The organism is Pseudaquabacterium rugosum (assembly GCF_038066575.1).
GTDB classification, from domain to species: domain Bacteria; phylum Pseudomonadota; class Gammaproteobacteria; order Burkholderiales; family Burkholderiaceae_C; genus Pseudaquabacterium; species Pseudaquabacterium rugosum.
Genome location: NZ_JBBUTF010000044.1, coordinates 1 through 15621, shown reverse-complemented (window position 1 = coordinate 15621; position 15621 = coordinate 1). Strand labels below are relative to the sequence as shown.

11 protein-coding genes and 1 pseudogene are annotated in these 15621 nt (G+C 70.8%); 7 read left to right on the top strand and 5 right to left on the bottom strand.

Annotation, left to right across the window (positions count from 1 at the left end; translation table 11 throughout):
* Nucleotides 1-202: 202 nt before the first annotated feature.
* A complete protein-coding gene (gene pdxR / locus AACH11_RS24685; protein ID WP_341376951.1) occupies nucleotides 203-1771 on the top strand; it encodes a MocR-like pyridoxine biosynthesis transcription factor PdxR in 1569 nt (522 codons plus the stop codon).
* On the opposite strand, the gene AACH11_RS24680 is transcribed toward pdxR, so the two are convergent.
* The 5 genes from AACH11_RS24680 to AACH11_RS24660 form a co-directional block, all read right to left on the bottom strand.
* Nucleotides 1696-4083 carry a 2OG-Fe(II) oxygenase family protein gene (locus AACH11_RS24680; RefSeq protein ID WP_341376950.1) on the bottom strand — a complete coding sequence of 796 codons (2388 nt, stop codon included), beginning with the start codon at nucleotides 4081-4083 and terminating at the stop codon, nucleotides 1696-1698. The genes pdxR and AACH11_RS24680 overlap by 76 nt on opposite strands.
* 204 nt (nucleotides 4084-4287) lie before the next feature.
* The gene (locus AACH11_RS24675; protein ID WP_341376949.1) at nucleotides 4288-6519 is read right to left on the bottom strand and encodes a S9 family peptidase; all 2232 of its coding nucleotides are present in this window, start codon (nucleotides 6517-6519) and stop codon (nucleotides 4288-4290) included.
* A complete protein-coding gene (locus tag AACH11_RS24670; protein ID WP_341376948.1) occupies nucleotides 6516-7073 on the bottom strand; it encodes a DUF4276 family protein in 558 nt (185 codons plus the stop codon). The genes AACH11_RS24675 and AACH11_RS24670 overlap by 4 nt, the downstream gene beginning before the upstream one ends.
* Nucleotides 7070-8269 carry an AAA family ATPase gene (locus tag AACH11_RS24665; protein ID WP_341376947.1) on the bottom strand — a complete coding sequence of 400 codons (1200 nt, stop codon included), beginning with the start codon at nucleotides 8267-8269 and terminating at the stop codon, nucleotides 7070-7072. The genes AACH11_RS24670 and AACH11_RS24665 overlap by 4 nt, the downstream gene beginning before the upstream one ends.
* Nucleotides 8270-8375: 106 nt before the next feature.
* Nucleotides 8376-9320, bottom strand: a complete 945-nt coding sequence (locus tag AACH11_RS24660) for a LysR family transcriptional regulator (protein WP_341376946.1) — start codon at nucleotides 9318-9320, stop codon at nucleotides 8376-8378.
* Nucleotides 9321-9453: 133 nt separating this feature from the next.
* Between AACH11_RS24660 and AACH11_RS24655 the strand changes: the two genes are divergently transcribed.
* The 6 genes and pseudogenes from AACH11_RS24655 (at nucleotide 9454) to AACH11_RS24630 (ending at nucleotide 15522) form a co-directional block, all read left to right on the top strand.
* Nucleotides 9454-10524: a Bug family tripartite tricarboxylate transporter substrate binding protein gene (locus AACH11_RS24655; RefSeq protein ID WP_341376945.1), complete on the top strand. Its 1071-nt coding sequence runs from the start codon at nucleotides 9454-9456 to the stop codon at nucleotides 10522-10524.
* 11 nt (nucleotides 10525-10535) lie between these two features.
* Nucleotides 10536-11615 carry a zinc-dependent alcohol dehydrogenase gene (locus tag AACH11_RS24650; protein ID WP_341376944.1) on the top strand — a complete coding sequence of 360 codons (1080 nt, stop codon included), beginning with the start codon at nucleotides 10536-10538 and terminating at the stop codon, nucleotides 11613-11615.
* A 13-nt stretch (nucleotides 11616-11628) separates the two neighbouring features.
* Entirely contained in the window at nucleotides 11629-12291 is a 663-nt protein-coding gene (locus AACH11_RS24645) for a hypothetical protein (RefSeq protein WP_341376943.1), read from the top strand.
* A 203-nt stretch (nucleotides 12292-12494) separates the two neighbouring features.
* Nucleotides 12495-13775, top strand: a pseudogene (locus AACH11_RS24640) (HsdM family class I SAM-dependent methyltransferase); the annotation flags it as partial.
* Between the two features lie 434 nt (nucleotides 13776-14209).
* Nucleotides 14210-15250 carry a PDDEXK nuclease domain-containing protein gene (locus tag AACH11_RS24635; RefSeq protein ID WP_341376941.1) on the top strand — a complete coding sequence of 347 codons (1041 nt, stop codon included), beginning with the start codon at nucleotides 14210-14212 and terminating at the stop codon, nucleotides 15248-15250.
* Nucleotides 15250-15522 carry a restriction endonuclease subunit S domain-containing protein gene (locus AACH11_RS24630; protein ID WP_341376940.1) on the top strand — a complete coding sequence of 91 codons (273 nt, stop codon included), beginning with the start codon at nucleotides 15250-15252 and terminating at the stop codon, nucleotides 15520-15522. Before AACH11_RS24635 ends, AACH11_RS24630 begins: the two co-directional genes overlap by 1 nt.
* Nucleotides 15523-15621: the final 99 nt, after the last annotated feature.

Genomic DNA, 15621 nt, shown 5'->3' with positions numbered 1-15621 from the left:
GAGTGGGTGGCGGGGGGTGGGATGGCGGGCGTGGGCGGCGCGGTGCGCGCGGGGTGGTGCAGGGCTTCGGCCTGAACGGACCGCGGCGCCCCTGGAATCAGGCGCCGCGACCGCTGCGGCGCCGGCCCCGCAGCGGACTGTGCACCGCATCCGGCTCGCTGAAAATGGCCAGTTTCCGACCATCTGACCGGACCAGTTGCCCATGCCCACCCCGGACGATCCCCGCCGCGGCCGCAGCCGCGCCCTCGAGGCCGAGCTGCGCGCGCGCATCGCCGACGGCACCCACGCGGCGGGTGCGGCGCTGCCCTCGTCACGCGCGATGGCGGCCGAGCGTGGCCTGTCCCGCGGCACCGTGATGCTGGTCTACGAACAGCTGGCGGCCGATGGCCTGATCGAGACCCGCGCAGGCGCCGCGGCCCGGGTGGCCATGGGCGCGGCCGATGCCCTGCGCCGCGCACGGCCGGGCCCGGGCCCATCCACGGCCATGCCGATGGCCGCATCAACGGTGGCCTCAACGGCCGCACCCAAGGCCGGGCCCGTCAGCCCGCCGGCCGCCCCGCCAGCACCCCGGCTCTCGGCCATCGGCCGACGCGTCGCGGCCATGGGCCTGGGCGGGCCCGAGCCGGTGGCCAGCGAAGCCCCGGACCCGGTGATCGACTTCGTCTACGGCCCGCTGGCCGGCGCCGATTTCCCGAGCCAGGCCTGGCTCAAGGCGCTGCGCGCGGCCGAGCGGCAGCGCCCGGCCCGGCTGGGCTACGAGGACCCGCGCGGCCACCCGGCGCTGCGCCTGGCGCTGCAGGCCCATCTGAGCCGGACCAAGGCGCTGGCCTGCCGACCGGAGCAGATCATGGTCGTCAACGGCTCGCAACAGGGGCTGGACCTGTGCGCGCGGCTGCTGCTCGATCCCGGCGACCCCGTGGTGGTGGAGAACCCGGGCTACCGGATAGCCCACCGGACCTTCGAGGCCTGCGGCGCCCGGCTGAACGGGGTCGGGGTGGACACGCACGGCCTGCGCACCGAGGACCTGGCCGCCGTCACGCACGCGCGCCTGGCCTGCGTCACGCCCTCGCACCAGTTCCCGCTCGGCGGCTGCCTGCCGCTGGCCCGTCGACAGGCCCTGCTGGCCTGGGCGGCCGCCCGGCAGGCCTGGGTCATCGAGGACGACTACGACAGCGAGTACCGCCACGCGGTGCGGCCGCAGACCCCGCTGTGGTCGCTGGACACCGGCGATCGCGTCATCCACGTGGGCACCTTCTCCAAGACGCTCTCGCCCCAGCTGCGGCTGGGCTATCTGGTGCTGCCCGAGGCGCTGGTGGCGCCCTTCGTGGCCGCCCGCCGGCTGGCGGACCGCCACGGCGCCACCGCCCCGCAGCGGGCCCTGGCCGCCCTGCTGGCCGATGGCCGCTACGACCACCATGTGCGGCGCATGCGGCGCCTGCAGCAGGCCCGCCAACGGGCCCTGGTGGCCGCGCTGACGCAGCAGATGGGCCGTCATGTGAGGATCGAGGGGGCCGCCAGCGGGCTGCACCTGGTGGCCTGGTTTCCCGCCCTGCCGGCGCAGGCCGAGCCGGCCCTGGTGGCCGCCGCGCTCGCCCACGGCGTGCGGGTGCATCCGGTCGGGCCACTCTACCTGCCGACCGATGCGGGCACTGCCGGATCGCAGGCCGTGCCGCGCTGTGCCGGTCTGGTGATGGGTTATGCGCTGCTGGATCCGGTGCGCATCGTGGCCGGTGTCCAGGGGCTGGCGGCAGCGCGGGCCAGCATCGCGTGATCGCGTGAGCACTGCGTGCGCCGCAGCTGTTCGCGCAGATGCAGGTCCCGGGGTTTGGCCAGCACCAGCTTGTACGGCAAACCCTGCTTGACAGTCTGGAACGACAGCCCGGCCCCCGCCGCCTCGCAGCGCTGTTGCACGTGCACGCGCCACTGCTCGGCCATGGACAGCACCAGGGGCTGCGCCGACGCCTCCTCGGCCCAGGCGATCACCTGGGCGCAGTCCTTGCACCGACAGGTCCACGCCACACGCCGCAGGCGGTGGTCATCGGCGGCGCGGGGGGGCTCGTCCAGTTCGGCCCGCAAGGCGGCCTGCACCTGGGCCGCCAGGCTGTCGGTCGGCGGCCAGGTCCGGGCCACGGGCCCGCAGGCCTGCACCACGCCGACCAGGTCGGCCAATGGATACAGCAGCGGGCAGCACAGCACGGCGTCGATCAGGCCATGCAGCGGATGCGGCACGTCCGGCGCCGTGGCCGATGCGGGCAGCAGCGCCTGCGTCGGCACCGCGACCAGCACCCGGGCCCAGTCCGCCACCTGAGCGATCAAGGCCGGCTGCAGCGCCTGGCGCTGCGCCGGCGTGATGTCCTGGGCGGACCGATGGAAGCGCGCCAGCAGCACCAGGCCGACGCGGAAGAAGGCCGTCAGGCACTCGGCCGGCCAGGCCGCGGCCTGCGCCGCCGTGACGAAGGCGGCCAGATCCGCCGGCCACAGGCTCGGTGGCGTGAAGGGCGACGCCCCCGCGCGCCACGGGCCGGCCCGGTACCACGGGCGTCCATCCGGCGCGTACCAGGCCTGCAGCAGCCGCAGCAGGCCCTGTGACCCATGGCCGCTGCGGGCCAGACGGGCCAGCGTGGCGGCATCCTCGGGCAGGAAGCTCGTCGGGTCGAAGTGCAGCAACAGGGCCACGGCGGCCTCGACATCGTCCATGCCCACTGCCAGATCCATGCAGGCCTCCAGCAGCGCGCGGCCCTGCTGCTGGATCCGGTCCTGCAGCGCACGGTCCGCGGCCTTCACCCGCGCGGTCAGGGCCGCGGCCTGGGCCGGATCGGCCGCCAGGCGACGCGCCTCGGCCAGGGCGGCGTCGAAGTCGAGCGTGAAGGCGTCCCGCGCCTCGGCCAAGGGGCTGCGGATCACCAGCGCCGCGCGGCGGTACCAGTAGTCCAGCGTGTCGCCATAGTTGCCCATGTAGCCCTCGTACTCCTCGGCCGTGCGGTGGTCCTCGCCGGTGGCCACGAAGCTCAGCACCTGCTGCGGATCGATCGTCAGATGGCCCTTGCGGCTGACCCGGTCCTGCGTGTCGACCCAGAAGTCCAGCGTCATCTCCGCGTCGATCAGGTCCTGCGGGCTGACCTCATCGGTGATCTCGTCGTACGTACGGCCGGAACGGCTGACGCGCGAGCGGAAGACCGGCTGGGCGTTCCAGGTCTCGTGCAGCTCGGCCAGGGCCAGGTGCTGCTGCAGGCCCAGCGCCTGGGCAGCCGTGCGCAATGCGGCCACACGCCAACGGTCATCCCCCTTGAGCAGGGGCCAGCGCAGGCCATGCTCGGTGTACTCGTGGTCGAGCAGCAGCACCCAGGCACGGGCCTCGGGCTGCGCATCGACCTCCAGCTGCAAGGCCGCCTGCAGGTCCGCCAGCCAGGCGGGGGGAAACCGCGGGCTGGCGGTCTGGGCGGGCACCATCAGATCGAAGGTCAGCACCACGCGCCAACCCTCGCTCACCGGCAGCACCTCATGTCGGCAGTCCGCATAGAACGCGAACCAGCGCAGGGTCGGTGCCTGCAGATGCTGCGAGGCCAGCAGACCCTCATCGCTACCCAGGGTCACGCGCAGATCACCGCCCAGGTGCGCACTCGGCCAGACCAGCACCAGCGTGGCCACCATGCGAGGGTGGCGTTCGGTGTCCTGATGCGGCTTGAAGAACTGGCCGGCGCCGTAGATCAGCAGGTTGTGCAGTGCCGCGTCCAGCTGTTCGACACCCAGCGCCCGGGCCACCTCCTGCTGCAGCCGGGCGAAGCCCCCGGTCGGCCATTGCAAGGCCAGCCGATCGGCATCGATCTCGCCGGTGTGTCGTACACGGGTATCCAGCAGCGTCTGCTCTCGACGACCGAAGCGGGCCGGCGCGCTGAGGGCCTGCAGCGCCTGCGCCCGCTCGGCCGGCAGGGGCTGCGCCAACGGGCCGAAGCCGTCCACCTCCACCACCAGCGCATCCAGCGGCAACTCCCCCTGGGCGAAGAAACGGGCCGCTTCCGGGGCGGGATGGGTCACCGGCACGGACGCGGGTGCATGGGCAAGGATCTCGAGGACGGTGGGCATCGGCGGACAACGCGGTGGCGGTGGGGGGAGACACGGCCGTGCCGGATGCGGACGCAGGCCCCGGCAGGCTCGGGTGGCGATTGTGCGTGCCACGACGGCGCCGGCAGCGCCGCCTGCAAGAGCACCTGTCGGCCCTCACCGCCGGCCTTGAACCCCACGGGGCGGGCGGGGTGCAGCCCATCCCGTCACGGACCGTGAGGGCGCTCAGAGCACCGCTGCCCCCAGCTCGAACAGGTCGAAACCCGCGCTGCGGCCGCCCAGGCAGCCGGCCAGGAAATCCTCGGTCAGGCGGTAGGCGCGCAGGTTGTCCTGCCAGCGGTGGAAGCCGTGGCCCGCGTGCGGGAACACCTGCAGCGTGGACACCTGGCCGGCCGCGCGCAGCGCCTCGTGCATGCGCGTGGCCTGGTCCAGGCGCACGCGGGGATCGTTGGCGCCGTGCAGCAGCAGGACCGGGCCCTGGGCGCGGGCCGCGTGGGTCAGGGGCGAGCGGGCCAGCAGCTCGGCCCGCTGGGCCGGATCGGCCGGATCACCGGCGAAGCGCAGCCACATCGGACGGCCCAGGCTCCAGTACGGCGGCATGTCCTCGATCAGGCGGGCCAGATCGGTGACGCCGACACCGCTGATGCCGCAGGCGAAGCGTGCGGGCGGGGTCGTCATGCCGACCAGGGCGGCATAACCGCCGAAGCTGTAACCCATGATCGCCACGCGGGCCGGATCGGTGGTGCCCTCGGCGACCAGGGCGTCCAGCGCATCGACCAGATCGGTGTGCATGGCACGTCCGAACTCGCCGATGGCCGCATCGCGGAAGGCGCGGCCGTAGCCGGTGGAGCCGCGGTAGTTGACCTGCAGCACCGCATATCCGCGGTTGGCCAGGAAGGTGGGCAGCGGATCGGGCCACAGGTGCAGATCGCGCGCCCAGGGGCCGCCGTGGACGTAGACGACGGTGGGCAGGCGGGTGGGCGGCTGGGTGGTGGCTGCGGCTTCAGCGGCAGCGGTGGTGGTGGCGGGGCCCGCCGCCGTGGCCACGCCTGTGGCTGTGGCTGTGGCTGCACCCGGCGGCAGCGTCAGATAGCCGTGCAGCGGACGGCCGTCGCGGGCGGTCCACTGGCGCGGCTGCTGCACGCCCAGCGGCGTGCGCGCCGCCAGCCGGCTGCGGGCCGCTTCGGCCAGCACCTCACGTCGGCCGGTATCCCGGTCGATCAGCACCGTCTCGCCACCGTCGGCGCGCAGCACGCTGGCGATCAGGCGGCGCTCGTCGTCGGTGGCACCCATCAGCGTCACCCGCGACGGCGCGCTGCCGTGCGGGCCGGCCAGCAGCCGCGGCACATCGGCCCAGGCCGGATCCAGCACGCGCCAGACCTGCGCATCGGGCTCCAGCCAGGCGGCCACCGGCATGCGGCTGCGGCGGCTGAAGGCAGCGCCGGCCACGTCGGTGGCCGGATCGTGCAGCAGCACCTCCTCCTGGCCATCCGCCAGATCCAGCCGGACCAGCGCCAGCGTGTCGCGCCCGCGGCTGGACAACGCCCAGAGTGAACGGCCATCGGCGGCCAGCCGCAGCGGCTCCAGCTGCGCCATGAAGTCGATGCGGAAGCGCTCCTGCCAGACGGGTTCAGGGGCGGCGTCAGGCGAAGGCGCCATCGCGGTGACGGGCGTGGGCTCGGTCCGGGTCCCGGCATCCGGCCAGACGCGTGCGGTCGAGGAGACCGCCGACGCCGCGGGCGCCACCGCCAACGACGGCGCCGCGGAGGATCCGGCCGGCACCTCAGCCACCACCACCTCCACCGCCCACTGCTCCTGCCCCGGCCCACCGCGGCGGGCCGCACGGGCGACGAGCCGGCCGGTGGCGGGATCGGTCAGCCAGCGTGCGACATCGCCCGGATTGCGCGCCAGCAGGCGCAGCCGACCGCTGGCCGCCTCCAGCCGGTAGAGGTCGAACACCTGCGGATCGCGGTGGTTGCTCTCGACCAGCAGGTCATCGCTGTCCTCGATCTGCGCGTGCAGCACGGCGCGGGTGCGCGGAAACGGCGTCAGGTCCTGCAGCTGCAGCGTCGGCGCCGTCGCGTCGAAGCGCAGCAGGTGGGTGTTCTCGTTGCCGCCCTGGTCCATGTGCAGCAGCACGTGGCGGCTGTCGCGCGCCCAGACGCCCGGCGCCCGCACCGGATAGCTGCGCACGGCGCCCGACTCCAGGTCCTTGACGAACATCGCCGGGCCCAGGCCCTGACGGGCCATCCACAGCAGACGCCGCCCGTCGGGCGAGATCTGGTGCGCACCGCTGCCGTCCAGATCGGCGACGAAGGCGCGCACCGGCAGCAGCGGCGTGGCCTCGAAGGCCGGCGTGTGCAGCGCGGGATGGCTGGGGGCGGTGGTGCAGCCGGCGCCCAGCAGGCTGAGGCATGCGGCGAGGGCGACCCAGGACCACTTCCGCAAGCCGCTCATGCCGCCACCATCCGGGTGATCGCATCTCGAAGCTGCAGGAAGCTGCGTGACCGGTTGCGCTGCAGATCCATGTGGGGCGCGATGCGCCTGGCACCCTCTCGCTTCTGATAGCCGGGCACATGACGCTCCAGTTCAGCGGCCGGCAACGCGATGCGATCGGGATCCCTGTAGACCGCCTTGCGGTCCAGATCCGCCAGACGGGGCATGCCGAAGGCCTGCGCCACAGCCTGCCAGTCCCCCAGGAAGAAGCTCTCCAGCTCGTGGCAGGCGACCCTGACCACGCATTCGGCCTCACGGCCGGATGCCTTGCAGCAGGCAACGAGAGCGGCCTTCACGTCCGTGCAAGCAGCACTGTCCTGGTCCCGCAGGACGATGAACCGGCTGTCGGCCAGCATCCAGTGGCGAAGCTTGAGCGCGAGCCTGCGCTCCATGTCCTGCTTGCCTTCAAAGACGATGAAGTGCGCCTGCACGCCGTCGGGCAACAGCATCGGCAGCCACGCGTGGATGGCCTCCTTCTCGGATGGGCCCTCCAGCAGAAAGACCAGATGCCTCATCGCGGATCCGCCCCGGTGAACAACCCCTCCTTCCAGAGAAAGCCCATGCGGTCACCCGCATCCATGTAGGCCCTCAGCTGGGCGTCGTCAGCGGCACGGTGGATGTGGGTGTAGCCAGCCTCCTTCGCCAACCAGAACACCTCGTCGAGCTGGACGGCATTGAGGAAATCCGGTGAATGCGTGGAGACGAAGACCTGGCCGCCGCGTGCCGCGTACGTACGGAATTCCTCGGCCAGATCCCAGAGCAGGGATGGGTAGAGCTGGTTCTCGGGCTCTTCCACACACAGCAGCGGATGCGGCAGCGGGTCGTACAGCAGCACCAGGTAGGCCAGCATCTTGATCGTGCCGTCGGAGACGAAGCGCGCCAGGAACGGGTCCTCGAACGCACCGTCGGCGAACTTCAGAAGGACACGCCCTTCCTCGGTCGTCTTGGCCTCCACGCGGGTCACACCGGGGACGCGATGCGTGAGGCGGTCCAGGATGCGGGTGAACAGATCAGGATGGTGGCGGTGCAGGTACTCGACCACCAGCGACAGGTTCTCGCCCTCACGGCTGAGATGATCGGCGAAGCCGGCCTCCGCTTCGGGCCGCGCCCGGCTGATGTGGAAATCCGACAGATGCCAGTTCTCGATCAGGTTGCCCAGCGCCACCACGGCCGGGAAACGCTCGAACTGCGCCAACCCCTTGATGGCCAGGATGTCGGCTGACTTCAGTCGCTGGGTCTCGCGGATCAGCTGACTCTCGTCGGTCACCGAATCCAGCTCGTTGGTCACGGCCTCACCCTGGCCGTCGCCGAAGTCCAGGAACTTCCAGGGTCGCCCGCCCCGGTTGCCCCGGTTGTAGCGCAACACCTCCTTCGACACGACCGGCCGGCCATCACGCTCATCGATGTGCAGTTCGTAGGTGATGCGGCGGGACCGCCCGTCCGCGAGCTCGGTGCGCACCTTCAACTCGATCTCGATCGGCCCTTGCGCCCCGCGGCTGCGCACCTCCTGGATGCCACGGCTGCCGCCCAGGCGGGCGAGGGCCACGGTCACGTTGCTCGCCATCGCATCGCGCAGGAAGGCGAAGACCGAGAACAAGGTGCTCTTGCCACTGCCGTTGGCCCCGACCAGCACGCAGAAGCGCGGAATGTCCTTCATCTGGACATCACGGAACGCTCGGAAATTCTTGAGTCGGATCTGTTCGATTTGCATACGCAGGCCCCATCGCGGTACGCCCGGTGGCGGTACACGCGTACCGGAGGTATCGGTCAGAGTGTAGGTGCGCCACTCTGATCCGGCGGCCACCCGTCCCCCACGTTCACCCCGGCAACACCTGCGTCAACCGCGCCTCCAGGTGGTCCAGGGCCGCCTGCACCCGCACGCGCAGCGGCCCCAGCAGCGGGTTCGGATCGCCCGGCCGGGCGATCAGGCACAGGCGCTCGTGCTGCGGTGGATGGGCCAGCCGGAGCAAGCGCAGCCCCGGGCCCGCCAGCACCGCCGTCGAGCGCGGCACCAGGGCCACGCCGAGGCCGGCGCGCACCAGGTCCAGCACGCCGTGGACGGTGCTGGCCTCGTGCGCGATGCGCGGGCTGAAGCCCGCCTCCAGGCAGCAGCGGATCGACTGGTCGAAGGTGGCCGGGCCGCGGTGGCGGGTGAAGGCGATGAAGGGCGCGCGGGCCCAGTCGGCCAGCGCGACCGGGCCGCCTGCGGCCGCCGGACCCGACGTGGCCAGCACGAAGGGATCGTCCAGCGCGCACAGCACGTCCACCCCGTGGCGCGCGCCCGGGCTGCGCGCCAGCCCGGCGTCCAGCGTGCCGGCGTGCAGGGCCTGCACCTGCTGGTCGGTGATCTGCTCGTGCAGCTCCAGCCGCCAGCCGTCGACAGGGCCTTCGCCAGTGCCATCGCCAGTGCCTTCGCGCAGGCCCTGCAGCACGTCCGGCAGCAGCGTGCTGCTGGCCGACGGCACATAGCCGAGCGCCAGCCGCGGCGCGGCATCGGGCCGGTCCAGCTCGTCCGGCAGGGCCGCCACCGCGGCCAGGATGGCGCGGGCCCGCGGCAGCAGCGCCTCACCGGCCGAGGTCAGATGGGCACCGCGGGCGTGGCGGGTGAACAGCGGCCGGCCCAGCGCCTGCTCCAGCTGACGGATCTGCGACGACAGCGGCGGCTGGGCGATGAACAGCTTCTGCGCCGCCGCGCTGAAGCTGCCCGCCTCGGCCACGGCCAGGAAATAGCGCAGGTGTCGCAGCTCCAGCGTGCGGTCCATCGGGGTCAGTCATCTGTTGTGGATATGGCCACCATACCGGATCCATCTTTGAAGTTTCGCTGCCGGCTGGGAACAATCGGGCCGATCCGGGGCGCCACGGCCCCGGCAGACCCCCGACACGACAGGAGACGACATGACCCGGCCCACGATGCCCCACGCCGACCAGGCCCTTGCCCGCACCCACGCCGACCAGCCGGAGGGCACCGCCGCCACCGCAGCCACCCGCCCGCACCGCCCGGCGCAGTCCTGGCCGCTGCGGGCCATCGCCCTGGCCGCCTGCGCCGCGGTGCTGCCGGCCCACGCCGCCTGGCCGGACAAGCCGGTCAAGGTCATCGTGCCCTGCCCGGCCGGCTGCTCGCTGGACACCATCGCCCGCGCCCTGAGCGAGCCCCTGCGCGCCCGCTGGGGCCAGCCGCTGGTGATCGAGAACAAGGCCGGCGCCGGCGGCACCCTCGGCATGGACGCGGTGGCCAAGGCCGCGCCGGACGGCCACACCGTGGGCCTCGGCTTCAACGGCCCCATCGCGTTCGCGCCCTATCTGTACAAGCGCCTGCCCTACCAGCCCGAGCGCGACCTGCTGCCGGTGATCCTGACCACCTCGCAACCCAACGTGCTGGCCGTGCGCGCCGACCACCCGGCCCGCACCCTGCCTGAATTCATCACCTGGGCCCGCAAGGAAGGCGGCAAGCTCAACTACGGCTCGGTGGGCAACGGCAGCTCCTCGCACCTGACGGCCGAACTGATGCTCACCCAGATCGGCGTCGATGCGGTGCACGTGCCCTACGCCGGCTCGCCGCCGGCCGCCACCGCGCTGGTGGGCGGCGAGACGCAGATGCTGTTCACCGTCGAGCCGCCGCTGCTGCCGCTGGTGCAGGGCGGCCGCCTGCGCCTGCTGGCCACCACCGGCCTCAAGCGCATGGACGGCCACCCCGAGCTGCCCACGCTGGCCGAATCCGGCCTGCCCGGCTTCGAGGCCCTGGCCTGGAACGGCGTGTTCGCGCCCGCCGGCACCCCGAGCGCCGTGGTCGAGCGGATGAACGCCGACATCCAGGCCGTGCTGCAGCTGCCCGCCGTGCGCGAGAGCCTGATCCGCCAGGGCCTGGTGCCCGGCGGCGGCAGCGCGGCCAGCTTCCGCAGCTTCATCCAGGAGGAATCGCGCAAGTGGGGCGCCGTCATCCGCAAGGTCGGCATCACCATCGATTGAAGGCGCATCCCATGCTCGCCCTCCAGAAGACCGTCGCCGCCCCCGGCCTGCAGCTGCGCCACGTCCCACCACCCGGCGCCCCCGCGCCCGGCCAGGTGCGCATCCAGGTGCTGGCCACCGGCATCTGCGGCAGCGACCTGCACGTGGACGACTGGACCCCCAGCTACCACTTCATCGCCCCGCGCCTGCCGGTGACGCTCGGCCACGAGTTCGTCGGCCGCGCCTGCGACGGCCGCCATGCCGGGCGCCGCGTGGTGGTGCGCCCGTCGATCGTGTGCGGCCAGTGCGCCGCCTGCACCCGCGACGACCCCGACGCCTGCGAGACCCGCACCGGCCTGGGCATGACCCGCCCCGGCGCCTTCGCCCCCTGGGTGCTGGTGCCCGAACGCAACTGCGTGCCCGTGCCCGACAACCTGCCCGACGCCCTGGCCACCCTGGCCGAGCCGCTGTCCATCGCCTGGCAGGCCCTTCAGGTGGCCGGTGATGTGAGGGGACAGCGCGTGCTGGTGATGGGCCCCGGCACCATCGGCCAGGGCGTGGCCGTGCTGGCCCGGCGCGCCGGCGCCGCCCAGGTGGTGATCAGCGGCCACGACGACGCCCCCCGCCTGCAGGCCCTGCGCGCACTCGGCTTCGACGCCCTGGTCGACGTCGCCCGCCAGCCCCTGGCCGACGCCGTGCGCCCCCACACCGACGGCCAGCCCTTCGACCTCGTGGTCGAGGCCACCGGCGTGCCCGCCAGCATCACCGCGGCCCTGCCCCTGCTCAAGCGACGCGGCGTGCTGGTGGTCACCGGCATCCACGCCCGCCCGCTCGACCTGGACCTGACCACCCTGGTGCGGCGCGAACAGCAGCTGCGCGGCTCCTTCCGCCCGAGCGAAGCCGCCTGGCCCCAGGTGCTGCAGCTGCTGGCCGACGAGGCCGAAGCGCTGGCGCCGATGGTCAGCCACGTGCTGCCGCTGGCCCGCGGCCTGGAGGGCTTCGCCCTGGCACACGACAAGCGCGCCACCAAGGTGGTGCTGTGCCCATCGCCTGAGGATGACGGGACGGTGGAGGCCGTGGAGGACGCCGATGCAGCCGATTCAGCCCGGTGAGCCCGTCGGCGCCGTGCTGGCGCTGTGGAACGACGTCGACCCGGCACGGGCCGACGACTACGAGCACTGGCACCGCCACGAGCACGTGCCCGAACGCTGCACCGTGCCCGGCCTGCACTGGGGCCTGCGCTGGGCCCGCGCGGACGACGGCCCGGGCCCACGCTTCTTCACGCTCTACGGCCTGCGGGATGCGCAGGTGCTGGAGGAACCGGCGTATCAGCGCCTGCTGACGCACCCGACACCGACCAGCCTGAGCATGCGGCCGGCCTTGCGGAACCTGCAGCGCTGGGTGTGTGCGGTGCCGGCGGGGCAGATGGCGGCGGGCGTGCTGGCGGGGCTGCACGGGGCGGGGTGGCTGAGGGTGTGGACGAGGTGCGTGGGCGCGGGGCTGGGGGTGGAAGTCGCGGCGGAGCCGGCGGAGGCGGACGCACCATCGGCTGCGGGCGCCGCCGGGTCAGACGCCGAGGTGCTGTGGCTGGCGCGGCAGGCGGATGTGCAGGCGCTGCCGTGGGTGACGGCAGGGCAGACGGCCGATCCGAGGGGCACGGTGGTGCTGGACGACAGGCGGGATCAGGCGGACTGGTTGGGCCTGGCAGCGGGCGCCGGGCCGGGTGACCGGCCGGGCGGTGGGCGAAACGGGGCGAGCATCTGGCGGCGGTTGGCTGTGGGCAAGTGATCGCTGCGTCCACCTTCTGACCGCCAACTGCTGGCCATCTTCGGCCGGGCAGAATACGCACCCCTCCAAAACACCGATTTTGTTGATTTTTCCGAATTTCAGACAGACAGATGACGACCGGTAGACTTCGGCCCGAGGGGGTGTTTCCCACCAGCTGAGCACCACCCAAGCAAAGAATCGAAGGCGACGGGGAGCGCACTCAGGTGGACAAGCACGAACTCAGTGAACGGGACATCTGTACCAAGTTCATCACGCCCGCCATCCAGGCCGCTGGATGGCAGCAGGCGCAGTTCCGGGAGGAGGTCAGCCTCACCGACGGGCGGGTGATGGTGCGCGGCAAGCTGGCCGCGCGGGTGCGCAACCCGGAGGCCAAGGGCGGGCCCAAGCGCGCGGACTATGTGCTCTACGCTCGGCCGAATGTTCCGCTCGCCGTGGTCGAGGCGAAGCAGGCCCGGTTTCCGGTTGGGCACGGGATGCAGCAGGCGTTGGCCTATGCGGAGATGCTCGCCGTGATCGAGAAGCTGGAAGAAGCCATCAACTTCGACGACTTCACCGTACGCGCCAACCTGGGCGATGTGTACGAGCAGCTGCTCAATGACCTGCGCGGCGCCGGCAACGCGGGTGAGTTCTACACGCCTCGTGCCATCACGCATTTGATGGCTGATCGTCTGAACCCAAGCCTAGCCAGACGTGAAACCGTGATGGACCCTGCCTGTGGCACGGGCGGCTTCCTGACGGCCGCTATCGACCATTTCCGCCACCAGCTCACCGCCAAGTCCAGTGCTGCCGACAAGGCGGCCATCGAGACACTGATTCGAGGCATCGAGAAAAAGCAGCTGCCGCACCTGTTGTGCACCACCAACATGCTGCTGCATGAGATTGACGTGCCCAGCCAGATCGAGCGCAAGAACACGCTCGGCGTGGGCTGGAACGAGTGGCGCGCCCAGGACAAGGTGGACTGCATCATCACCAACCCGCCCTTCGGCGGCTACGAGGACGACGGCGTCGGCAGCGACTATCCGGCGGACCTGCGCACGCGTGAGACGGCCGACATGTTCATGGCCCTCATCGTCAAGAAGCTGCTCAAGGAGAACGGCCGCGCCGCCGTGGTGCTGCCCGACGGCTTCCTGTTTGGAGACGGCATCAAGGGCACGCTCAAGCGCATGCTGCTGCGCGACTGCCACCTCCACACCGTCGTGCGCCTGCCCAAAGGCGTGTTCGCGCCTTACACCACCATCAAGACCAATCTGCTGTTCTTCACCAAGGGCGCGCAGGCGGAAGACGGCACCGAGCGCTTCCACACCGACACCATCTGGTTCTACGAACACCCCTACCCGCCGGGCTACAAGAGCTACAGCAAGACCAAGCCCATCCGCATTGAGGAGTTCAAACCCTTGCAGGACTGGTGGGGCAGCGAAGCCAATGGCTTTGCCGACCGGGAAGAAAACGAACACGCCTGGAAGGTTGACTTCAAGACCAAGCGTGAGCAAGCCGAAGCCGCTGCCCAGCCCCACTGGACCCGCGCTGAACAACTGAACAATGAGGCCAGCGCCGTCGAAGGCCAGATGCGCGCCCTGCGAGATTCCATCAAGGGCGTGACCGACCCGCAACAGCGCAAAGCGGTGGAAGAGCAGATTGAAACGCTGCGCCCGCAGGCTGAGGGTTTGCGCCTGCAAGCCCGCGATGCCCAGGCCGCGGGCGACCGCATCTACTGGCCCATCTACAACCTGGACCTGAAGAACCCCAACGCACCGGAAGAGGAGAGCCACGACCCCGACGTGCTGCTGGAGAAGTACAAGACCCTGCTCGGCCAGATCCAGGAAACCGAAAACCGCCTCAAGACCGAACTGGCCGACGCGCTGGCGCACCACTTCAACGCCGAGACCGAGGCGGGGGAGCCCCAGGCATGAGCGACTCAATGCTTGATCCCACGCCGAAGCTGCTGGGCGACATCCGACAGCTCATCGAGCAAAGCCGCCAGCAGCTGGCCAGCACGGTCAACAGCGCGCTCACCCAGCTCTACTGGCATATCGGCCAGCGCATCCGCACCGAGGTGCTGCAAGGCCAGCGGGCCGGCTATGGCGAACGCATTGTCTCCGCGCTGGCGAGACAATTGGAGGCCGAGTACGGGCGCGGCTTTTCCGAGAAAAGCCTGCGCCACATGCTGCGCTTTGCCGAGGCCTTCCCCGACGAGCCAACTGTCTCCGCAGCGCGGAGACAATTGAGCTGGACCCACCTCAAGGCGCTGATCTACATCGGCGACCCGCTCAAGCGCGACTTCTACCTGCAGATGTGCCAGCAGGAAGGGTGGAGCACCCGCATCCTTCAAGACCGCATGGACTCCCAGCTGTTCGAGCGAACGGCCTTGTCCAGACAGCCCGCCGAGCTGATCCAACAAGAGCTGGCCACCCTGCGCCAGACGGGCGAGATGACGCCCGCCCTGGTGCTCAAAGACCCCTACGTGCTCGACTTCCTGGGCCTGCAAGACCGCTACCTGGAGAAAGATCTGGAAGACGCCATCCTGCGCGAGCTCGAAGGCTTTCTGCTGGAGCTGGGCGCGGGCTTCAGCTTCGTGGCGCGGCAAAAGCGCATCCAGCTCGACCAGGACGACTTCTACATCGACCTGCTGTTCTACAACCGCCGCCTCAAACGCCTGGTGGCCATTGATCTGAAGCTCGGCGACTTCAAGGCCGAATACAAGGGCCAGATGGAGCTGTACCTGCGCTGGCTGGCCAAACACGAGCAGGAACCGGGCGAAGCCCCGCCCCTGGGCATCATCCTGTGCAGCGGCCACAAGAAGCGCGAACAGATCGAGCTGCTGGAGCTGGACGCCAGCGGCATCCACGTGGCCGAGTACCTCACCGCCCTGCCATCCAAGGAGGTATTGCAGGCCAAGCTGCACCAGGCCGTTGCCCTGTCGCGCGCGCGGCTGGACAACCGCAGCGGGGACGAAGCCTGATGGACGCGCAGCAGTTTCTGGCCGAGTTTGGCCACATTGCGAATGCGCCTGGGGGTGTGGATCGCCTGCGAGAGTTGATCTTCTCTCTGGCTTCGAGTGGCAAGTTGCTTGATACGTCCGAGCCGGTCGAACCGGTGAGTCTGGATCGCATTGCTGATTTTGTAATGGGTCAGGCGCCTCCGGGCAACGAATGCAACACAAAGGGCGAAGGAACTGTATTTGTCAAAACAGGAGAATTCGGCGAGCTCTACCCTGGGCGCACTCTAAACTGAAGCGCAACACCCGAACTGAATCAAAGACCTGAGGCGATGGGCCAAGCATATTCAAGCCTGAGCATCGAGGAGCGCACGCAGATCAGCCTGCTGCGCAGC

Bases quoted from the DNA above. Each gene is read 5' to 3' on its own strand.
- pdxR (WP_341376951.1), top strand. From the start codon at position 203: ATGCCCACCCCGGACGATCCCCGCCGCGGCCGCAGCCGCGCCCTCGAG.
- AACH11_RS24680 (WP_341376950.1), bottom strand. From the start codon at position 4,083: ATGCCCACCGTCCTCGAGATCCTTGCCCATGCACCCGCGTCCGTGCCG.
- AACH11_RS24675 (WP_341376949.1), bottom strand. From the start codon at position 6,519: ATGAGCGGCTTGCGGAAGTGGTCCTGGGTCGCCCTCGCCGCATGCCTC.
- AACH11_RS24670 (WP_341376948.1), bottom strand. From the start codon at position 7,073: ATGAGGCATCTGGTCTTTCTGCTGGAGGGCCCATCCGAGAAGGAGGCC.
- AACH11_RS24665 (WP_341376947.1), bottom strand. From the start codon at position 8,269: ATGCAAATCGAACAGATCCGACTCAAGAATTTCCGAGCGTTCCGTGAT.
- AACH11_RS24660 (WP_341376946.1), bottom strand. From the start codon at position 9,320: ATGGACCGCACGCTGGAGCTGCGACACCTGCGCTATTTCCTGGCCGTG.
- AACH11_RS24655 (WP_341376945.1), top strand. From the start codon at position 9,454: ATGACCCGGCCCACGATGCCCCACGCCGACCAGGCCCTTGCCCGCACC.
- AACH11_RS24650 (WP_341376944.1), top strand. From the start codon at position 10,536: ATGCTCGCCCTCCAGAAGACCGTCGCCGCCCCCGGCCTGCAGCTGCGC.
- AACH11_RS24635 (WP_341376941.1), top strand. From the start codon at position 14,210: ATGCTTGATCCCACGCCGAAGCTGCTGGGCGACATCCGACAGCTCATC.
- AACH11_RS24630 (WP_341376940.1), top strand. From the start codon at position 15,250: ATGGACGCGCAGCAGTTTCTGGCCGAGTTTGGCCACATTGCGAATGCG.